This window comes from Methylorubrum sp. POS3 (genome assembly GCF_043352485.1).
Taxonomy (GTDB): domain Bacteria; phylum Pseudomonadota; class Alphaproteobacteria; order Rhizobiales; family Beijerinckiaceae; genus Methylobacterium; species Methylobacterium suomiense.
This window is the reverse complement of sequence record NZ_JAPRBT010000001.1, coordinates 2,723,772-2,741,748: the sequence shown is the minus strand read 5'-3', so window position 1 is coordinate 2,741,748 and position 17,977 is coordinate 2,723,772. Positions and strand designations below refer to the sequence as shown.

Genomic DNA, 17,977 nt, shown 5'->3' with positions numbered 1-17,977 from the left:
GGTCTCCTCAAGCGGCCTGGAGAGATACGGTCTCGATGCCGTTCTGCATGAATCCGGCACCGTTCCAGACGCGGTCCATCGGTTGCGCGACGCCGTTGGCGTTGGTGCAGCGGACCCTCACCGTGTGGGTCCCGGCGGCCAGCGCCGGCAGGCTGCCGTCGAAGCGGCGGAAACTGTAGGGGCCCTCGTCCGCGCCGAGCTGCGCCGGAAACCACGTCGCTCCGCCGTCTCCGGAGAACTCGACCGTCTTCACCCCGCAATCGCCGCCGAAGGCGATGCCGCGGATGGCCACCGGCGTTCCGGCCGCCACTGTGGCGCCGTCCTGCAGGTTGGTGACAAACGAGCGCGGCACCATCCTGTTGATCGGCACCGTCTTGAAGCCGGTCTGGCCGGGCTTGATGTTGGCGCCCGGCACGTCCGGGATGCGGTAGGCGGTCTTCATCCAGTATTGCTCGTCGGGCTTGTCCAAGACCTCGATGTCGGACAGCATCTTGATCCAGTAGGTCGAGTACCAGCCCGGCACCACGAGGCGGAGCGGGAAGCCGTTGAGAAGCGGCAATTGCTCACCATTCATCGCGTAGGCGATCATCACCTCACCATTGTTGGCGTGGTCGAGATCGAGCGATTTCTTGAAGTCCGGCGCCTCGTCGACCACCGGTGCGTCGAGGCCGTTGAAGCGCACCTGCACGGCACCGGCCTTCACCCCGGCCTTTGCGAGCACATCTTTAAGGCGCACGCCGGTCCAGCGGGCATTGCCCATCGAGCCGTTGGCCCATTGCGCGCCGGGCACCCGCGGCTCGAACAGCCCACGCGAATTGCCCGAGCACTGGTTCACCGCGGCGATCTCGAAGCGCGGCAGACCGGCGATGGCGTCGAGGGAGAGGGAGAGCTCCTTCTCGACATGGCCGTGGACCTTTAGCCGAAAGGTACCAGCATCGACCTCGGTCGGGATCGAGGCCCAGTGCCAGCGCACGTAGAAGCGGTCGTTGGGGGTGAACACGCCCTCGTCGAACACCGAGAACGGCGTCTCCAACAGCGGCGGATGGGTGCGCTGGAGGATCATCTCGCCCTTGCCAGGAAAGGCCGTGGTCAGCGCCCGCTCGTCCGGGCCGCCGGGGAGCGGAAGCTTTACCGAGCCCGCGGCCCAAGCCGGCATCGCCGCGGCGAGGCTACCGAGGCCGAGGCCACCCAGGACGAGGCGGCGATTAAACGGTTCGTGCAGATGGCGCATGATGTCTTCCCAGACTCGTTTGTTGGGCCGCGTTGGCCAGTCGCCGGATCTCGGTGTCGACGGCCTTGGCGTCGGTCGGAACGGTCCGGTCTCGCCGCCGGAAACCCGTGTCGTCGATTCAGGGCTTCCCGGCGGAAAGGTGTTCCCCCGTGCAGGAGATGCTGCGGCGAGACGATTATTCCATCCAATGATCGTTCGAGATCTCAACGATCTCCCATTGCGATCATCCGAAGATTTCCGATCTCCGGTCAATGGCGGGCGGCCGGGTCAGATGAGCGTCAGCCAGGCGGTTCCGACGGCGACGACGGTCAGGGCGACTGTCCAGAACAGAACCCAGCGCATGTGACTGCTGGTTTCACCCTGCCGGGCCTCGTCGGTGGTCTCGATAGTGGGTCGGGTCATGATGGATCTCCCTGCCATTCGGATGGTCGAAGCCTTCACGCACCGCCGGACGGATGCCCGGCGGCCAAAGGGGGGCGCTCTCAGCGGCCGATCAGTTCCCGCGCCGGGCCGCCGGTCTCCTGGCCGCGGCCACGGGCGTAGGCCGGAAGCGCCGGGTTCTTGGCGTTGGCGCCATCGGTGTCGCCGTAGACCAGAGCAGATGGGTTGGTGAAGGAGCGGGTCTGCGGCGCGCGGAGGTCCTGGGCCTGCGAAAGGCCCGTCATGCCGACAAGGGCGGAGGCGGCAAGGACGACGGCGGCGATCGTACGGGTCATGGTCGATATCCTTCTGGTGGGGTCGTCACGTCCGTTCGTGATGACGAAAAGGTAGCGGCCTGAAACCATTCTTACTAATAGTTTGATCAGCTGATTCTAATCGGTGTTATCGATGCGATAGCGCCGCGTGCGAGCTGCTTTCTATCGCGGCGGCGCGTGATGCGGGGTCGTGCTAGAGCCTGTGCGTCGACCCTCCGAAGCCCAAGAGCGCCCCGTGTCCGAATCCAGTCTGCTGGCGATCAGCACAGGCCTGAAGCCGCTCTCGCGCCTCCAGCATCCCCGGGACGTGATCCGGCAATTCACGCCCAACTGGTTCACTGTGGTAATGGGCACAGGTGTGGTCGCCTTGGCCCTCGACCGACTGCCGGCGACGCATGACCTGCTGGTCCCGGTCCCGCTCGGTCTCTGGCTCGTCTCCGTCCTGCTCTTCGCCACCTTCTGCCTGGTCTACGGCGCGCGCTGGATCTTCTTCTTCGACGGGGCCCGGCGGATTTTCGGCCACTCGACGGTGTCGATGTTTTTCGGAGCGATCCCGATGGCGCTGGCGACGCTGCTGAACGGGCTGCTGATCTTCGGTCCACCGTATCTCGGCGCCGAGACCGTCCGCATCGCCCTGCCGCTGTGGTGGATCGACGTGGTGCTCGCCATGATCTGCGCCGTGGCGATCCCCTATCTCATGTTCACACGCCAGGAGCACCGCATCGACCAGATGACGGCCGTCTGGCTGCTGCCGGTGGTTACCGCCGAGGTCGTCGCCGTCTCCGGCGGCCTGCTCGCCCCGGCTCTGGTCGGCGAGAGCCAGCAGCTTGCCGTCATCGTCACGAGCTTCGTACTCTGGGGCGTCTCGGTCCCGCTGGCGCTGAGTATCCTGGCAATCCTGGTGCTACGCATGGCGCTCCACAACCTGCCGCCGCGGGAGATGGCCGCATCGAGCTGGCTTTCCCTCGGACCGCTTGGAACCGGGGCGCTCGGCCTGCTCGTGCTGGGGCAGGCCGGTGGCCCGATCCTCGCGGCGGGCGGCTTTCCCGCCGCGCCCGAGATCCTCCGGATCACGGGCCTGATCGGCGCGCTGATCCTCTGGGGCTACGGTGCCTGGTGGTTCCTGCTCTCGCTCGCCGTCACAGTGCGCTATCTGCGCGCCGGCGTTCCGTTCAACCTCGGCTGGTGGGGCTACATCTTCCCCCTCGGCGTCTATGCTCTGGCGACCCTCCGAATTGGCGAGGTGACGGAGCTGAGCGGCTTTGCCTGGCTCGGAGCGGGCCTCGTCGGCTTGCTGACGCTGCTCTGGCTGGTCGTGTCCGTGCGCACCCTACGCGGGGCCTATCGCGGCGAGCTCTTCGTCTCGCCGTGCCTCGCCAGTGCCTAACTTGGCCTCAGCGTAGCCGACCGGTTCAGGCTAGGCCGAGCACGCGGATCAGGCCGAGGCTGACGGCGCCGAGCGCGAGGAGCGAGGCGACCACCGCCAGGGTCACCCGCGCGCCGGCCTTGGCGACGCTGCGCACGTCGACGCCGAGGCCGAGCGCCGCCATTGAGATCACGGTCAGCACGTTGGCGGTCTCTGACATCGGCGCGAGGGCGACCTGCGGGATCAACCTGGCCGAGCGAAGGCCCGCGAGCGCCAGGAAGGCCAAGATGAACCACGGCACCAGGCGATGGATTGCGAGGCTGCCGCGTGTCGGGCGAACGCCGGCGGTGACGGCCTCGTCGGACTCCTCGCGCAGCCGGCTGGCACCGAGCGAGAGCGCCAGAACGACCGGGCCGAGCATCAGCACCCGGACGAGCTTCACCAGTGTCCCGAGCTGGACGCTGAGCGCCGCGACCGGCGCGGTCGCCGCCAGCACCTGCGGCACGGCGTAGACGGTAAGGCCGGCGAGCACCCCGTATTGCATCGGCGACAGGCCGAGCAGCGGCACCAGCAGCGGCAAGCCGAGCACCACCAGCACGCCGAGCACCGCGGTGAAGGCGATGGAGGCCGCGACGTCCTCGCCGTCAGCACCGATCACCGGTGCCGTAGCGGCGATCGCCGAGTTGCCGCAGATCGAGTTGCCGCAGGCGACGAGGATCGCCATGCGCGGATGCAGGCCGAGCGCCCGGCCGATGCCGTAGCTCGACAGGATCGCGACCACGACGACGCCCGCGATGCCGAAAAGCAGGCCCGGACCGGCGGCCAGGATCGTCGCGAGGCTGAGCGAGGCACCGAGCAGGACGACAGCGATTTCTAGGACGGTCTTAGCGCCGAATGCGATCCCGCGAACGAAGCGTCGACCAGGGTTCCAGGCCGTGCGGACAGCCGTGCCCAGGACAATGGCGAGGACCAGAGCCTCCAGCCACGCACGGCCGAAGACGTGTTCCTCGACCCTCTCCAGCCCGAGTGCGACGCCCGTCACCGCGAGGCAAAGGCTCAGGCCGGGCAGGATGGACGACAGGGCAAGCGCGCGTGATCGGAGAAAGGTTGCTACGGGCATGGTGCGTGCATCTCGTGGACTGGATCTGCCACGACCATGACCGCGTCCATTCGTTCGTTCCAACAGAACGTATCGATTGTTTTGATCGCTCGATGAGATGATTTGGTCGGCAACGACGGACGTCGTGCTTTGGCTCAAGCCAGCCTTGTCAATCGAGCAACCCGAGTTTGCGAGTTCGCCGACATAAGGGAGCGTTGTAGATTCCCGCTGACTGTTTCTCCGGAGACAGAAGCCGTTGAGGTCGGAGGCTAGGCGTCAGGTTGGTGAATGGGCGGATGCCTGAATGACGGCATGATCGATGTTCACCCGCTCCGCCCAGTCCTTGGCCGATGAGAACGGGCTTTCGGCCTTCCCACCTGAAGCTCACATTCCGCGACCGACACAACACAGTCATTCATGCGCGTGCCGTGCGGATCCTGAAACCGGACGTATGTTCCGTCGCTTCACAGGCAAAACAGTGACCGCTTGGGCAGATCGTGCTGGTCAGCCTTGCCAATGGCTGAATCGGTTGGGAGGGCATCCGCAACGGTCATTACGATCGTTCGGTCGCCCCGGGTCGTGCAGGCCTCGGCCGAAGAGCATCATCTCGCCCCTTGACCTTACAACGGTTGGAAGCTCCATATCGTTGTGACGTCATCTGAAGGAGAGCGTCATGGTCCGCTTCAAGATCGACAGGATGGGTTGCGGCGGCTGCGCCAAGTCGGTGACCCGCGCCGTCCTCTCCGTCGAGCCGAAAGCCAGGGTCGAAGTCGATCTGGGTGCCAAGCTGGTGACCGTGTCGGGTGCGAGAGGTCAGGCGGACCAGCTCGTCCTCGCCATCGCCGCGGCCGGCTTCCCCGCCGAAACGCTGTCCGCGGCGGCCTGAAACCGCGCGTCGGCAACCAAACCTGCATTTCTGCATTCACGTCCCACCCGTGGACATAGTCCCGCAACCGGAACCAGTGTAAGCCTGAATCCATGAGCCTCGACCGGCAAATCGTGCGCCTGATGGCGGCGATGATCCTCGCGATCATCGCCTATGTCGCGCCGTCTGCCGTCCAGGCCCACGGGGGCCATGCGCACCACGCCCACCACGTGGCCGTGTCCCAGCCCACAGCTGTCCCTGCGACGGCCGAGGCGGCGGTGCCCCCCCACGCCAAGCCGGCGATCCGGTCGGAGGCACTGACCTGGTCGAAGGTCGCGCTCCTGGCGGTCGAGCCGGCGCGCATCGACCCCACTCGGGACGATTGCTGCCGGCCCGGTTGCCAGACCCGCTGCTGCGGAACGATGGCCTGCTGCGCCACCGGTGTCCTGTCCGGCCCCTCGGTTCTGTCCCTGTCCCTGTTCCGGACCGTCACGCTGATCCCGCGCGACGTTGGCGGCCGTTCGGGCCCCGGCCCCGAGGCCCTGCCCAAGCCCCCACGAACCCTCGCGTGAAGTAGGGCGCGCCTGAGGCGCGCGACGCCCGGAGTGCGCCCGCGAACGGCGCCGTCCGGACTTCCCGACGCGAGGATTCCCGTTCATGCCGATCCGTATTGCCGCCGCCTATGGCGCGGTGGCGCTGCTTGCCGCCGTTCTGGCGGGGCCCGTGCACGCCCACGAGGGCCACGACCACGGCGCCGCCCCGCCGCCCGTCTCGAAGACCATCGCCCCGCGTGGCGAGGCGCTCTCGGACACGTTCGAGCTCGTCGCCATCCCGCGCAACGGCACCCTGACGCTGTTCCTCGACCGTTTCCGGACGAACGAGCCGGTGCCCGGCGCGACCATCGAGGTCGAGACGCCGGACGGTCCCAAGGTCGCGGCCGCAACGCCCGACGGCGGCTACGCGCTGCCGGCCCCGTGGCTGTCGAAGCCCGGCCGGCACGAGCTCGTCGCGACAGTCACCGCGGGCGAGGACGTCGACGTGCTCGCCGTCGCGGTCACCGAGCCCGACCCGAAGGCCGTGGCGCCCGCCAAGCCGGCTCCGGCGCAGGCCGCCCTGGCGCGCGTCTCCGAGGTGGCCCGCGGCGTCCAGGAGCGCCTGACCGCCAAGGACCCGACCCTCGTGGCTGCGGTCGCCCTCGCCTTCCTGCTCGGCGTGCTGGTGACGGCGCTCGCCCGCGGCCGACGGGGCGCTCCGGCCGTGGCGCTCATCGCCATCGGCCTCACTCTCGTCCTCGGCACCGCAGCCTTCGCGCACGGCGACGAGAACCACGATACGCCGGTTCTGGGTGCGGCGCTGATTGAGCCGCGGCAAGTGGATCCCGCGACTTCCGACTTGGCGCAGCGCCTGCCCGATGGCTCCGTCTTCGTGCCCAAGCCGACCCAGCGCCTATTGGTCCTGCGCACCACCATGACCGAGCAGGGCAGCTTCCACCGCTCGGTCGAGCTGCCCGGCCGCATCTTCCCGGACCCGAACGCCAGCGGCGTCGTGCAGTCCTCGGTCGGCGGCCGCCTCTCGCCGCCGCCGTCCGGCCTGTTTCCCCGCCTGGGCACCAAGGTGCGCAAGGGCGACGTGCTCGCCATGGTGACCCCGCCGGTCCAGGCTGTCGATGTCTCCGATATGCGCCAGCGCCAGGGCGAGCTCGATCAGCAGATCGCCATCGTCGAGCGCCGGGTCGAGCGCTACCGCAAGCTCGCCACGAGCGGCGCCGTCGCCCAAACGCAACTCGACGACGCGGTCGCGGAGGTCAACGGCCTGCATGACCGCCGCGTTGCCCTCGACAAGATCCGGCAGCAGCCCGAGACTTTGGTCGCACCTGTCGACGGCGTCGTGGCGCAGGCGACTGCGGTCGCGGGCCAGATGGCGGCGCCCGGCGCCATGGTCTTCCAGATCGTCGACCCGAACCGCCTCTGGGTCGAGGCGCTGAGCTTCGACGCCCTGACCGCGGCCCAGGACGCCACGGCGCGGTTCGCCGACGGGCGCACCCTGAAGCTCGCCTACCAGGGCACGGGGCTCGCCGACCGCAACCAGGCCATCCCGGTTCAGTTCGCGGTGCAAGGCGACGCCTCCGGCCTCCGGGTCGGCCAGTTCGTCACCGTGCTGGCCGGGACCGACACCGAGCAGTCCGGCCTGGCGCTGCCGCGCTCGGCTGTCGTGCGCACTGGCAACGGACAGGACGTCGTCTACGAGCACACCACCGCTGAGCGCTTCGAGGCCCGACCGGTCCGCGTGGAGCCGCTCGACGGTGGCCGCGTGCTGGTGGCGGAGGGGATCGGGCCCGGCAAGCGGGTGGTGACCCAGGGCGCCGAACTCCTCGACCAGGTCCGCTGAGGAGGCCGGCCCGATGTTCACTTTCCTCGTCAGCCAGTCGGTCCGCAACCGTCTGCTCGTCCTCGCCATGGCCTCGGTGCTGGTGCTCTTCGGCGCCCTCACCGCGACCAAGCTGCCGGTCGACGTCTTCCCCGACCTCAACAAGCCGACCGTCACCATCATGACCGAAGCTGAGGGCTACGCGCCCCAGGAGGTCGAGCAACTCGTCACCTATCCGATCGAGACCCGGATGAACGGCCTGCCAGGGGTGACCCGGGTGCGCTCGGTCTCGGGCGTGGGGCTGTCGATCACCTACGTCGAGTTCGACTGGGGCACGGACATCTACCGCAACCGCCAGCAGGTCGCCGAGCGGTTGGCGCTGGTGCAGGACCAGCTTCCCCGGGGCGTGACCCCGGTTATGGGGCCGGTCTCCTCGATCATGGGCCAGATCCTGCTGGTGGCGGTCACGAGCGACACCGCCAGCCCGATGCAGGTGCGCGAGATCGCGGACTTCACCATTCGGCCGCGGCTCCTGACTATCCCGGGCGTGGCGCAGGTCATCCCCATTGGCGGCGAGGTGCGCCAGTTCCGGGTCAGCCCGAACCCGGCCGCTATGCGCTCGCTCGGGGTGACGAACGCCGGGCTTGAGGCGGCGCTCGCCCAGTTCGGCACCAATGCCGGCGGCGGCTTCACCGACCAGCATTCCCGCGAGTACCTGATCCGGAGCATCGGCCGGACCATGAGCCTCGACGACCTGCGCAACCTCGTGGTCGCGACGGTCGCCGACACGCCGGTCCACCTTCGTCAGGTCGCCGAGGTGTCCTTCGCCGCGAAGGTAAAGCGGGGCGACGCCGGCTACATGGCCAAGCCCGCGGTCATCGTCTCGGTCGAGAAGCAGCCCGATGTCGACACGGTGCGGCTGACGCGCAGCATCGAGACTGCCCTTAAGGAGATGTCGCCGACCCTGCCGGCCAGCATCCGGGCCGACCAAGTCCTGTTCCGTCAGGCCGACTTCATCGAGACCTCGATCCGCAACGTCGAGCGCGTCCTCGTCGAGGCCGTGCTGGTGGTGGCGGTGGTGCTGTTCGCCTTCCTGCTGAACGTGCGCACCACGGCCATCTCGCTGCTCGCCATCCCGGTCTCGGTTCTGACGACCGCGGTGGTGTTCCACCTGTTCGGGCTGTCCATCAACACGATGACCCTCGGCGGCCTGGCCATCGCCATCGGCGAACTTGTCGACGACGCCGTCGTGGACGTGGAGAACATCTACCGACGCCTCGGCGAGAACCGGCGGGCGGGTAACCCGAAGAGCGTGTTGCAGGTGGTGGTCGAGGCCTCGAACGAGGTCCGCTCCGGCATCGTCTACGCGACGCTCATCATCATCCTGGTGTTCGTGCCGCTGTTCGCGCTGTCGGGCATCGAGGGCCGGCTCTTCGCCCCACTGGGGCAGGCCTACATCATTTCGATCCTGGCGAGCCTGCTCACCTCCATCACCCTGACCCCGGTGCTGGCATCCCTGCTGCTGCCCGGCATGAAGAACCTGGAGGAGCACGACAGCCGCTTCCTGAAGCTGTTGAAGCTCGGCAACGCCGCCCTGCTGCGGGCCGCCTTCCGGCACAAGGGCCTGCTGGTCGGCAGCGTCGCCGTGGCCGTGCTCACCGCGGGCGTAGCGGCCTGGAACCTGCCGCGGGCCTTCCTGCCGCCGTTCAACGAGGGATCGTTCACGGTCAACATGACCTTCAATCCGGGCATCTCGCTCGCCGAGAGCAACCGGGTCGGGTTGATCGCCGAGCGGCTCCTACTGGATATCCCGGGCGTGAAGGCGGTCGGCCGCCGCACCGGCCGGGCCGAACTCGACGAGCACGCAGAGGGCGTCCACTCCTCCGAGATCGAGGTCGCCCTCGACGACGGCGCCAAGCGTCCGAAGGAAGCGCTGGTCGCCGACATCCGCAGCCGCCTCGCCGCCCTGCCGGTGGCGGTGAACGTTGGCCAGCCCATCTCGCACCGGCTCGACCACATGCTCTCGGGCGTGCGGGCCGAGATCGCCCTCAAGGTGTTCGGCGAGGATCTCGACGCCCTGCGGCGGGTCGCCAACTCCCTGCGCGACCGGATGGCCGCGATCCCGGGCCTCGTCGACCTGCAGGTCGAGCGGCAGGTTCGCATCCCGCAGCTTGAGGTGCGCGTCGACTACACCCGGGCGGCCCTCTACGGCGTCCAGCCCGCGGCAGTCGTGGAGCAGATCAGCCGCCTCTCGAACGGGCGGGTGGTCTCGACCGTGGTCGACGGCGTACGCCGCTTCGACGTGGTCCTGCGCCTGTCGGAAAACCGCCGGACCACCGCGGGCCTCGGCGACCTGCTGCTGGAGACGCCCTCGGGCTGGGTGCCGGCGCGGCAGGTGGCCGACATCCGCGAGACCGACGGGCCGAACCAGATCCTGCGCGAGAACGCCCGCCGCCGCATCGTGGTGCAGGCCAACACCGACGGCGCGAGCGACATGGCGACCGTCGTGGCGGCCATCCGCGAGGCCGTGGCGAAGGAACCGCTGCCGCCCGGCTTCTTCACTAGCCTGGAGGGCACCTTCCAGGCGCAGGAAGAGGCCAGCCGGACCATCGCGGCGCTCTCGGCGCTGTCCTTGGCACTCGTCTTCGCCATCCTCTACAGCCGCTACCGTTCGGCCGCGCTCGCGCTCATCATCATGGGCAACGTGCCCCTGGCGCTGATCGGGTCGGTCGCTGCGCTGTGGCTCGTCGGGCAGCCGCTCTCGGTGGCGTCGATGATCGGCTTCATCACGCTGACCGGCATCGCGGCGCGCAACGGCATCCTCAAGATTAGCCACTACCTGAACCTCGCCATCTACGAGGGCGTGCCGTTTGGCCCCGACCTCGTGGTGCGCGGCAGCCTGGAGCGGCTGACCCCGGTGCTGATGACGGCTCTGTCGGCCGGGGTCGCGCTGGTGCCGCTGCTCTACGACGCCGCGAGCCCGGGCAAGGAGATCCTGCACCCGGTCGCGGTGACGATCTTCGGCGGCCTCGTCAGCGCGACGCTGCTCGACACCTTCCTGACCCCCGTCCTGTTCCTAAGCTTCGGACGCAAGCCGCTGGAGCGGCTGCGCGCCCTCCACGCCGAGGCGCCGGCCCTCCCATCCCCGGACGGAGCGCGCCCGCGCCCGGCCGAGGCCTACTGACCCACGAGAGGAGACGAGAGCGTGATCCTACCGAGACTGACCCTGGTCGCCGGCCTGCTCGCCGCGACGACCGTGTGCGCCCACGAGACCTCCGGCCAGCACGGCGGCCGGGTGGCGGACGCCGGTAAGTTCCACGTCGAGCTCGTCGCCAAGGGCGACACCGTCGACGTGTTCCTGTCCGACGAGGGCCAGAAGGCGGTCCCGGCCGCGGGCTTCAAGGGAACGGCCATCCTCGTCGTCGACGGCAAGCCGGCCCGCGTGCCGCTTGAGCCGGCCGATGGCAACCGCCTGACCGGCAAGGCCGCGATCGCCCTCGGCGCGAACCCGAAGGGCGCCGTGCAGCTCACCGGCCCCGACGGCGCGACCACCAGCGGCAAGTTCAACTGATCCCCACCGAGAGAGGAAGACCTTTGACACACCTTCGCACCCTCGCCGTCCTCGCCCTCCTGTCAGCCGGCCTCGCCGGCCCCGCCGCCGCCCAGGGCACGCACGACCACAGCTCCATGTCAGGCAAGGACATGGGCTCGATGAGCTCGATGAAGCCGGACCCGAAGGACAACGCCTCGACCAAGGAGTTCAAGGCCGCCGACATGGCGATGATGAAGGACATGGACGTCCCCTACACCGGCGACCCGGACATCGACTTTCGCACGCACATGATCCCGCACCACAAAGGCGCGGTCGCCATGGCCCACATCGCGCTGAAGCACGCCAAGGACCCGGCCACCAAGGCAATGGCCCAGAAGATCATCGACGATCAGGAGAAGGAGATCTCCGACATGGAGGCTTGGCTGAAGCGGCACGGGAAGTAGCCGCCGATCCCGGGGCCGCTCGTCAGTGTGGTCCCGGCCCGCCTCCCCGATGTACCCCCGCCAGGAGAGCGTTATGCAAGCCGCCCGCAAGGCCGTCCTCTATCGGATGGTCACCCCCGAACACACCTGCCCCTACGGCCTGAAGGCCAAGGACCTCCTCGAACGCCAGGGCTTCGAGGTCGAGGACCACCTCCTGACCGACCGGGCGGAGACCGACCGGTTCAAGGCCGAGCACCACGTCAAGTCGACGCCGCAGACCTTCATCAACGGCGAGCGCGTCGGCGGCTTCGACGACCTGCAGCGCCACTTCGGCAAGGCCGCCAACGACCCGAATGCCACGACCTACATGCCCGTCATCGCGGTGTTCTCGATGACCGCGCTGATGGCTCTGGCGGCAAGCCATGCCGTGTACGGCACGCCGTTGACGATGCGCGCGGCCGAGTGGTTCATCGCCTTCAGCATGTGCGTGCTCGCCTTGCTGAAGCTGCAGGACGTCGAGAGCTTCTCCTCGATGTACCTGGGCTACGACCTGCTGGGACAACGCTGGGTGCGCTACGCCTACGCCTATCCGTTCCTGGAGGGCATCGCCGGCGTCCTGATGGTGGCGGGCGCCCTGAACTGGATCTCGATCCCGGTGGCGCTGTTCATCGGCACGGTCGGCGCGGTGTCGGTGTTCAAAGCGGTCTACGTCGACAAACGCGACATCAAGTGCGCCTGCGTCGGCGGGTCGAGCAAGGTGCCGCTCGGCTTTGTCTCGCTGACCGAGAACGTGATGATGGTCGCCATGGCCGTCTGGATGCTGGCGGTGCACCAGTGAGCGCCGCCTTCGCCGCCCTGGGCTGGCTCCATGCCCTCTCCGTCGCGTGCCTTCTGCTCGGGGCCGCCTGCTCGATCCTGCTGTCGGTGCAGGTGATCCGGCACCCGCAGCACATGACGGTGATGAACGTCGTCTGGCCGGTCTGCGCCCTGTTCGGTACGCTCGCCGTGGTCTGGGCGTACTTCCGCTACGGGCGGCTCGCCACGATGGAGGCGCACCACCACGCGATGGAGCGGGACGAGAAGCCCCCGAACATGACGCAAACGCCGTTCTCGGTCATGGTGGGCAAGGGCGCGCTCCATTGTGGCAGCGGCTGCATGCTGGGCGACGTCGCCGCCGAGTGGCTGGCTTTCCTGGTGCCGGCTGTAGCGGTGTGGTTCGGCTGGCACTCTCTGTTCGAGGAGAAGATGTACGCGGTCTGGGGGCTGGACTTCGTCTTCGCCTACGCGCTCGGCATCGTGTTCCAGTACTACGCTATCGTGCCGATGCGGGGCCTTTCGCCGGGCAAGGGCCTGTTCGCGGCGGTGAAGGCGGACACCCTGTCGCTGATTTCATGGCAGGTCGGCATGTACGGGTTCATGGCGCTCGCCCAGTTCTACCTGTTCCCGCACCTCACGGGGGACCGGGCGCCAGTGAACTCGTCCGAGTTTTGGGCCGCCATGCAGGTAGCGATGGTAGCGGGCTTCCTGACCAGCTACCCAATCAACTGGTGGCTGGTGCGCTCTGGCATCAAGGAGCGGATGTAGGTTGGACGCTCACTTTGTGTGTTCGACGCTCGAAAGCCGACTGGCAGAAAACCACTGAGGCTGTGTGAGAACGTGGTTGGGTGTGTCGGCGCGGATTGGTGACGGGGTGCGAGGTGCCGCGTGCCCTCACGCCCGCAGGGCGGTGAGGAGAGGTCCGGTTCCGAGGATCGCCAAGACCCGCTTCAGATTGTAGGCCAGGACCTGCAGGCTCATCTCGGTGGCCACGTTTCTCAACCGTCGCATCCGGAAGTGCGTCGCCCCTATCCAGCCTTTGAGCGTCCCGAACACGTGCTCGACCGTCTGGCGCCGCGTGCGCATCGCATGAGGATCCGCGTCGAGCCGGCGCTGTACGGCTTCCAAGACAGCCTCGTGCTCCCACCGCGTCACCCGCCGCTCCTTGGCCGGCGTGCAGCGTGCCTTGATCGCGCAGTCGTGGCAGGCCGTCGTCCAGTAGCGGCGTAGCGTCAGTCCGCCCTCCACGTTCGTGTAACGGTAGGAGAGCCGCTCGCCGGCCGGACACCGGTAGGCGTCCGCCTCTGGCTCGTAGACGAAGTCTTGTTTGCCGAAGCGCCCCTCCGCCTTGGCGCCCGAGGTCAGCGGCTTGGGCAGCGTCACCGCGATGCCGGCCTGCTCGCAGGCCAGGATCTCCTTGCCCGAGAAGTAGCCCCGGTCGGCCAGCACGCTGAGCCCTTCATGCCCGGTCGCCACCTGGCCTTGGCGGCTCATGTGCGCCAGCTGGGTGCGGTCGTGACCGACGTTGGTCACCTCATGCGTGACGATCAGATGATGCTCGGTGTCGACGACCGCCTGCACGTTATAGCCGACCATCCCCGTGCCCTTACCGCTCGTGGCCATCGCCCGCGCGTCCGGGTCTGTCAGCGAGATCTGCCGGTCGGGGGCAGCCTCGACGAGCGTCTCCATCGCCTGCAACTCGCGCATTCGCGTCCGCAGGGCGTCCAGACGCTCGGCGATGCGCACCTTGCGCACGCGCGCGACCTCGTCTTCCTGGCGGTCGGCGGTGTCGAGGGCGGCGAGATAGCGTGCGATGCTCGCCTCGACCTGCTCGATGCGGCGCCGGACCGCGGCTGGGGTGAAGTTGCGATCACGGGCGTTCACCGCTTTGAAGCGGCTGCCGTCCAGCGCCACGACACCACCGGCCAGGAGGCCGAGTTGGCGACACAGCACCACGAACTGGCGGCAGGCGGCTTGGATCGCAGGACCAGTGTCGCGCCGGAAGTCGGCGATGGTCTTGAAGTCCGGGGCGAGGCGGCCGGTCAGCCACATCAGCTCGACGTTGCGGCCGGCCTCGCGCTCCAGGCGGCGGCTGGAGGCGACTTGGTGGAGATAGCCGTAGAGGTAGATCTTCAGCAGCGTCGCGGGATGGTAGCCGGGCCGGCCCGTCGTGGCCGGCACCACGCCGTCAAAACCCAGAGCCGCGAGATCGAGTGCGTCGACGAATGCATCGACGACGCGCACCGGATTGTCCTCGGATACGTAATCGTCTAGCCGGTTCGGCAGAAACGTGACTTGATGGCGATCAGCACCACAAACAAAACGCGCCATAGCCGCCTCCGCCGTCCCGCAGAGACTATCAGAACAGCAGCGTTTTCACACAGCCTCCACTCAACCCGGCCGCTGGCCTCTGTCCTTGGCAGCATAGAAGCGGACCTTCCAAGGGTCTGCAATGGGTCACGAGGAGCCCATCAACTGAGCTTTACTGAACGGCCGCCTGTTTCTTTGCCAAGCTTTGAGGACGGACCACGATTGGCCAGGAGGTGCAGAAATCGACAGCTAGCCTCGCGATTTTCCGCTTCGGATCATGTGTCTGTCGATGCCGATCTGATGATTCGTCCAGAGCGGTTAGCGCTTCCGGGGTTTTGGACCGTGCTCATGCCTATGTAGCAGGGCTCCCCGAGCTGACCTCTCAGTATGTCAAAGCACAACCGCCGCCGATGAATCCTCATCGGCGGTGGTTGTGCTGTATATTACGCGCTGCGGCGACGTAGCTCGTAGATCCGCTCGTTCAGTACGGCGCGTAGCTCTTGCACCTCGGTATAGGCAGCCTCAGCCTTCTCGAAGGCGGCCAGCCCATCGCGGCGGATCTCTTGGGTCAGCGCTTCGATGCGCTTGACCGCTGCCAGGAAGCTCAGTGTTTCGGGGGAATGGGGCATGGTATCGGTGTCCTTGTTGAGTGTTCAGTGAGTGGTTGAAGACAAGGGTTCGACCCGGACGGGTACGGCGCCGTCCGGGAATTGCAGCAGCAGCGGCAGGCCCGCTGAGAGATCCTGGACGCGGGTGACGATGAAGCCTGTGTCGGTCGCGATCACCAGCGCCAGGGCTTTGCTTAGGAGGACGTCGTCCTCGGTGTCATCGAGAGGCCCCACCTCGACGGGATCGGCATCCGGCTCTTTCCGCACGATCCCACCAACTGCCACGCTCAATCCCTGCAGCAGGCTCTGCTCGACAGCCCGATCGAGCTGTCGCAGGCGTGCTTCGGCCGCAGTGACGAGATCCTGCAGCGCCGCGTCGAAAGCGGTCGTGGCTCGTGCCAGGGCGATGCGGCCGGCCGCCCCAAGATCCTCCTCGATCGCAGCGTCAAAGGCGGCGAGTGCGCGCTCGGCCCAGAGCCCGGTGCGCTCGACGAGGTGGCGCACAAGCATCGCGGCCGCCGTCGGGGTCGGCTCGGAGCACGCTGCCACCGCATCGAGGGCAGTGCGTGGCGTGCCAGCATGTCCGAGGCCGACGATCAGGTTCGGCAGCCGATCAGCTGTCGCGGCACGAGAAACCGTGTACGCGTTGAGCGCACGGAATGCTTCGATCGGCCCACCGCCGCGGCAGACCAGGGTCGCCGACAGGCCGTACTCGGCGTGCAGGCTCGTAACGCGGGCCAATGCCTCGGCCAGGGAGCGTTCGGCCCCTGCCCCCTCGAAGCTGGCGGAGATCCGGTGGAGGCGGAGGAGGCCGGCCGCTTCGAGCGGCTGCAGCACATGCTCGACGTCGCGCCGCGCCTCGCCATGTTCTGAGACGACGAGCGCGATGTGATGGGGATCCTCCGGCTCGATCCAGCTGTCCGGCCCGAAACGGGCCCCCTCGAGCCTCAACCGCTGCAGCGTGCGCTCGCGCTCGAGTTCCGCTTCGAGCGGGATTTGCCCGAGCGAGAGCAGGGCCATGAGCTTGGCCTGCACGCCGGCTCCGCGGCCGAATCGCTGACGCAGGCCGGTGCGCAACTGAACCTCGACGGTGCGGTTGACGAGGTCGGCCGGATCGAAGTCAACGCCATGCTCCGCTCGGATTAGGGCGAGCTCGGGGGCATCGAGACGGACCTTCAGGCGCGGTGGATCGTAGCTCAGGCTTGCCTGCGCTTCGCCGAGCAAGAGGAGATAGCTGTCGGGACCGGCGGCCTCGACCGTGAGGATGCAGGCCCGCACGCAGTGTTCGCCGCGCAGCCGCTGGCGCAGCCAGCCAATCAGGTCGCGCAGTTCGTGCACGTCGTCGGCGGCTCGGGCGGGTTCGAGCGCGCTGCCGCGTTCGTGACGGGCGCCCGGTGGCGCGTCGCCGCCGGGATGAGGCTGGTGTGGCGGCGTGTCCCGCCAGGCGGGGAATCGGTGATGTCGCATCGTGTCCGTTCGTGTGTCGTCGTGTGAATGGCGGGGGCGAGCGACCCGGCGGCCGTCATGCGGTCGCCGGGACTGTGGGCGGGAGCGCGTCAGTCGAAGAGCGCTGCCCCGTCGGCCGGCCGGTCCTCGGCCATCGGTGCCGGTTCGAGTTCGCGAGCGATCGCCTCGAGGCGGGGCCGGTCGGCCTCACGCAGTTCTCGATGCAGGATCTCGATCAGCAGCGCGGCGAGGTCGGGTGCGGTGTCGAAGCTGCGGAAAGCGAGCCCGTCGAGCAGCGTCTCGGGCCGGGTCCGACGCGCCAGGATCGGCACCGGGAATGTGCATAGCCGCTCTGCCAGGCCTGCGTCCGACAGGGCGCGGAAAGCGAAGCCGGTACCCGGTTCGACGATCACAGCGTCGAGCGTGCCCCACTCATATTGATCGTGGGCGGCATCGAGAGCGCGGTGGAGCGCCGCCACCGAACCCGGCTCCTCGAACGCGAGCGGGTGGCGGATCAGGGCGATCATCCCGAGTTCGTGCCAGCGAGCGAGACCGTCCGCGATCGCGTGCGGCGCGCCGTCATCTGGCTCGATCAGGAACACCCGGCGTAGCCGGCGCGGCATCGGCAGCTCGCGCTGTCGCTCCCACAGGCCGTTGGCGTCGAGCGCCTCCCGCACGCTCGCGTCGCGCTCGGCCCAGACCCTTAGCATCAGCCCGCGATCCAAACCGATGATCCGCCCGGTCAAGCCGAGCAGCGGATCGACGGTGAGCGTCAGCAGAACGGTGTGATCGCCGACGAGATCTTCTTCGTGCAGCATGATGCCCGAAGCTTGTTCGACCTGCTGGGTGAAGTTAGCGGACATGAAGGCGGTAAGCCGACCGCTGCGCGTCGGATCGAGCGCTTGGAGGTCGAACAACCAGCCGTCGTGGTGACGCCGTGGCCGGCTCGCCGTGGCCCGCACCCAGAGGCCGGTGGGCTCGAGCGGGCAAGCGGCCGCGTCCGCACCGGCGGGCATGTCGTGATGTGTCATTTGGGGAGATCCATTGTCGGAGAAGAGATCGAAGGAGCCTCGCCGATGCGAAGCGGACGCTGTCCCAGCGCCGCCCTGCCTCACCCGTCCTTTCCGGGATTTTCAGCGAAGGTGCCTTCGCCCTTTCCCCTTCAATCCCTGCTCTCCCAGCACCCGAGCAACGGCTTG

The 17,977-nt window shown here is 68.0% G+C and carries 17 protein-coding genes; 9 read left to right on the top strand and 8 right to left on the bottom strand.

The window, feature by feature from the left end; all coding sequences use genetic code 11:
• Positions 1-7: 7 nt before the first annotated feature.
• The 3 genes from OWC43_RS12805 to OWC43_RS12795 form a co-directional block, all read right to left on the bottom strand.
• A complete protein-coding gene (locus tag OWC43_RS12805) occupies positions 8-1,231 on the bottom strand; it encodes a molybdopterin-dependent oxidoreductase (protein ID WP_342148120.1) in 1,224 nt (407 codons plus the stop codon).
• Positions 1,232-1,498: 267 nt separating this feature from the next.
• Positions 1,499-1,633 (bottom strand): hypothetical protein, encoded by a 135-nt coding sequence (locus OWC43_RS12800; protein ID WP_280142586.1) that lies wholly within the window; start codon positions 1,631-1,633, stop codon positions 1,499-1,501.
• 80 nt (positions 1,634-1,713) lie between these two features.
• Positions 1,714-1,947, bottom strand: coding sequence for a hypothetical protein (locus OWC43_RS12795; RefSeq protein ID WP_342148119.1), 234 nt, complete (start codon positions 1,945-1,947; stop codon positions 1,714-1,716).
• Positions 1,948-2,161: 214 nt separating this feature from the next.
• Here OWC43_RS12795 and OWC43_RS12790 point away from each other — a divergent pair, with 214 nt between their 5' ends.
• Positions 2,162-3,313, top strand: a complete 1,152-nt coding sequence (locus tag OWC43_RS12790) for a TDT family transporter (protein ID WP_342148118.1) — start codon at positions 2,162-2,164, stop codon at positions 3,311-3,313.
• A 25-nt stretch (positions 3,314-3,338) separates the two neighbouring features.
• Here the strand turns inward: OWC43_RS12790 and OWC43_RS12785 are convergent, their stop codons facing one another.
• A complete protein-coding gene (locus OWC43_RS12785; protein WP_342148116.1) occupies positions 3,339-4,412 on the bottom strand; it encodes a putative sulfate exporter family transporter in 1,074 nt (357 codons plus the stop codon).
• 652 nt (positions 4,413-5,064) lie between these two features.
• Here OWC43_RS12785 and OWC43_RS12780 point away from each other — a divergent pair.
• From OWC43_RS12780 to OWC43_RS12745, 8 genes are all read left to right on the top strand, one after another.
• A complete protein-coding gene (locus OWC43_RS12780) occupies positions 5,065-5,277 on the top strand; it encodes a heavy-metal-associated domain-containing protein (protein ID WP_141953071.1) in 213 nt (70 codons plus the stop codon).
• A gap of 92 nt (positions 5,278-5,369) precedes the next feature.
• Positions 5,370-5,828, top strand: coding sequence for a hypothetical protein (locus tag OWC43_RS12775; protein WP_342148115.1), 459 nt, complete (start codon positions 5,370-5,372; stop codon positions 5,826-5,828).
• 85 nt (positions 5,829-5,913) lie between these two features.
• Complete coding sequence (locus OWC43_RS12770; RefSeq protein WP_393956951.1) at positions 5,914-7,644, top strand: efflux RND transporter periplasmic adaptor subunit; 1,731 nt, start codon at positions 5,914-5,916, stop codon at positions 7,642-7,644.
• A gap of 13 nt (positions 7,645-7,657) precedes the next feature.
• Positions 7,658-10,807, top strand: coding sequence for an efflux RND transporter permease subunit (locus tag OWC43_RS12765; RefSeq protein WP_393956950.1), 3,150 nt, complete (start codon positions 7,658-7,660; stop codon positions 10,805-10,807).
• A 21-nt stretch (positions 10,808-10,828) separates the two neighbouring features.
• Entirely contained in the window at positions 10,829-11,194 is a 366-nt protein-coding gene (locus OWC43_RS12760; RefSeq protein WP_342148112.1) for a hypothetical protein, read from the top strand.
• Positions 11,195-11,217: 23 nt separating this feature from the next.
• On the top strand, positions 11,218-11,619 hold the full coding sequence (locus OWC43_RS12755; protein WP_342148111.1) for a DUF305 domain-containing protein: 402 nt from the start codon (positions 11,218-11,220) through the stop codon (positions 11,617-11,619).
• 73 nt (positions 11,620-11,692) lie between these two features.
• The gene (locus OWC43_RS12750; RefSeq protein WP_342148110.1) at positions 11,693-12,436 is read left to right on the top strand and encodes a glutaredoxin; all 744 of its coding nucleotides are present in this window, start codon (positions 11,693-11,695) and stop codon (positions 12,434-12,436) included.
• On the top strand, positions 12,433-13,182 hold the full coding sequence (locus OWC43_RS12745; RefSeq protein ID WP_393956949.1) for a DUF4396 domain-containing protein: 750 nt from the start codon (positions 12,433-12,435) through the stop codon (positions 13,180-13,182). Before OWC43_RS12750 ends, OWC43_RS12745 begins: the two co-directional genes overlap by 4 nt.
• A 126-nt stretch (positions 13,183-13,308) precedes the next feature.
• On the opposite strand, the gene OWC43_RS12740 is transcribed toward OWC43_RS12745, so the two are convergent.
• The 4 genes from OWC43_RS12740 to OWC43_RS12725 all read right to left on the bottom strand — a co-directional run bounded on the left by OWC43_RS12740 (position 13,309) and on the right by OWC43_RS12725 (position 17,809).
• Positions 13,309-14,745 carry an IS1182 family transposase gene (locus tag OWC43_RS12740; protein ID WP_342148108.1) on the bottom strand — a complete coding sequence of 479 codons (1,437 nt, stop codon included), beginning with the start codon at positions 14,743-14,745 and terminating at the stop codon, positions 13,309-13,311.
• A gap of 422 nt (positions 14,746-15,167) precedes the next feature.
• On the bottom strand, positions 15,168-15,353 hold the full coding sequence (locus OWC43_RS12735) for a hypothetical protein (RefSeq protein WP_342148107.1): 186 nt from the start codon (positions 15,351-15,353) through the stop codon (positions 15,168-15,170).
• Between the two features lie 24 nt (positions 15,354-15,377).
• Positions 15,378-16,799 carry an exodeoxyribonuclease VII large subunit gene (locus OWC43_RS12730; protein ID WP_393956948.1) on the bottom strand — a complete coding sequence of 474 codons (1,422 nt, stop codon included), beginning with the start codon at positions 16,797-16,799 and terminating at the stop codon, positions 15,378-15,380.
• 89 nt (positions 16,800-16,888) lie between these two features.
• Entirely contained in the window at positions 16,889-17,809 is a 921-nt protein-coding gene (locus OWC43_RS12725) for a hypothetical protein (protein ID WP_393956947.1), read from the bottom strand.
• Between the last annotated feature and the right edge of the window lie 168 nt (positions 17,810-17,977).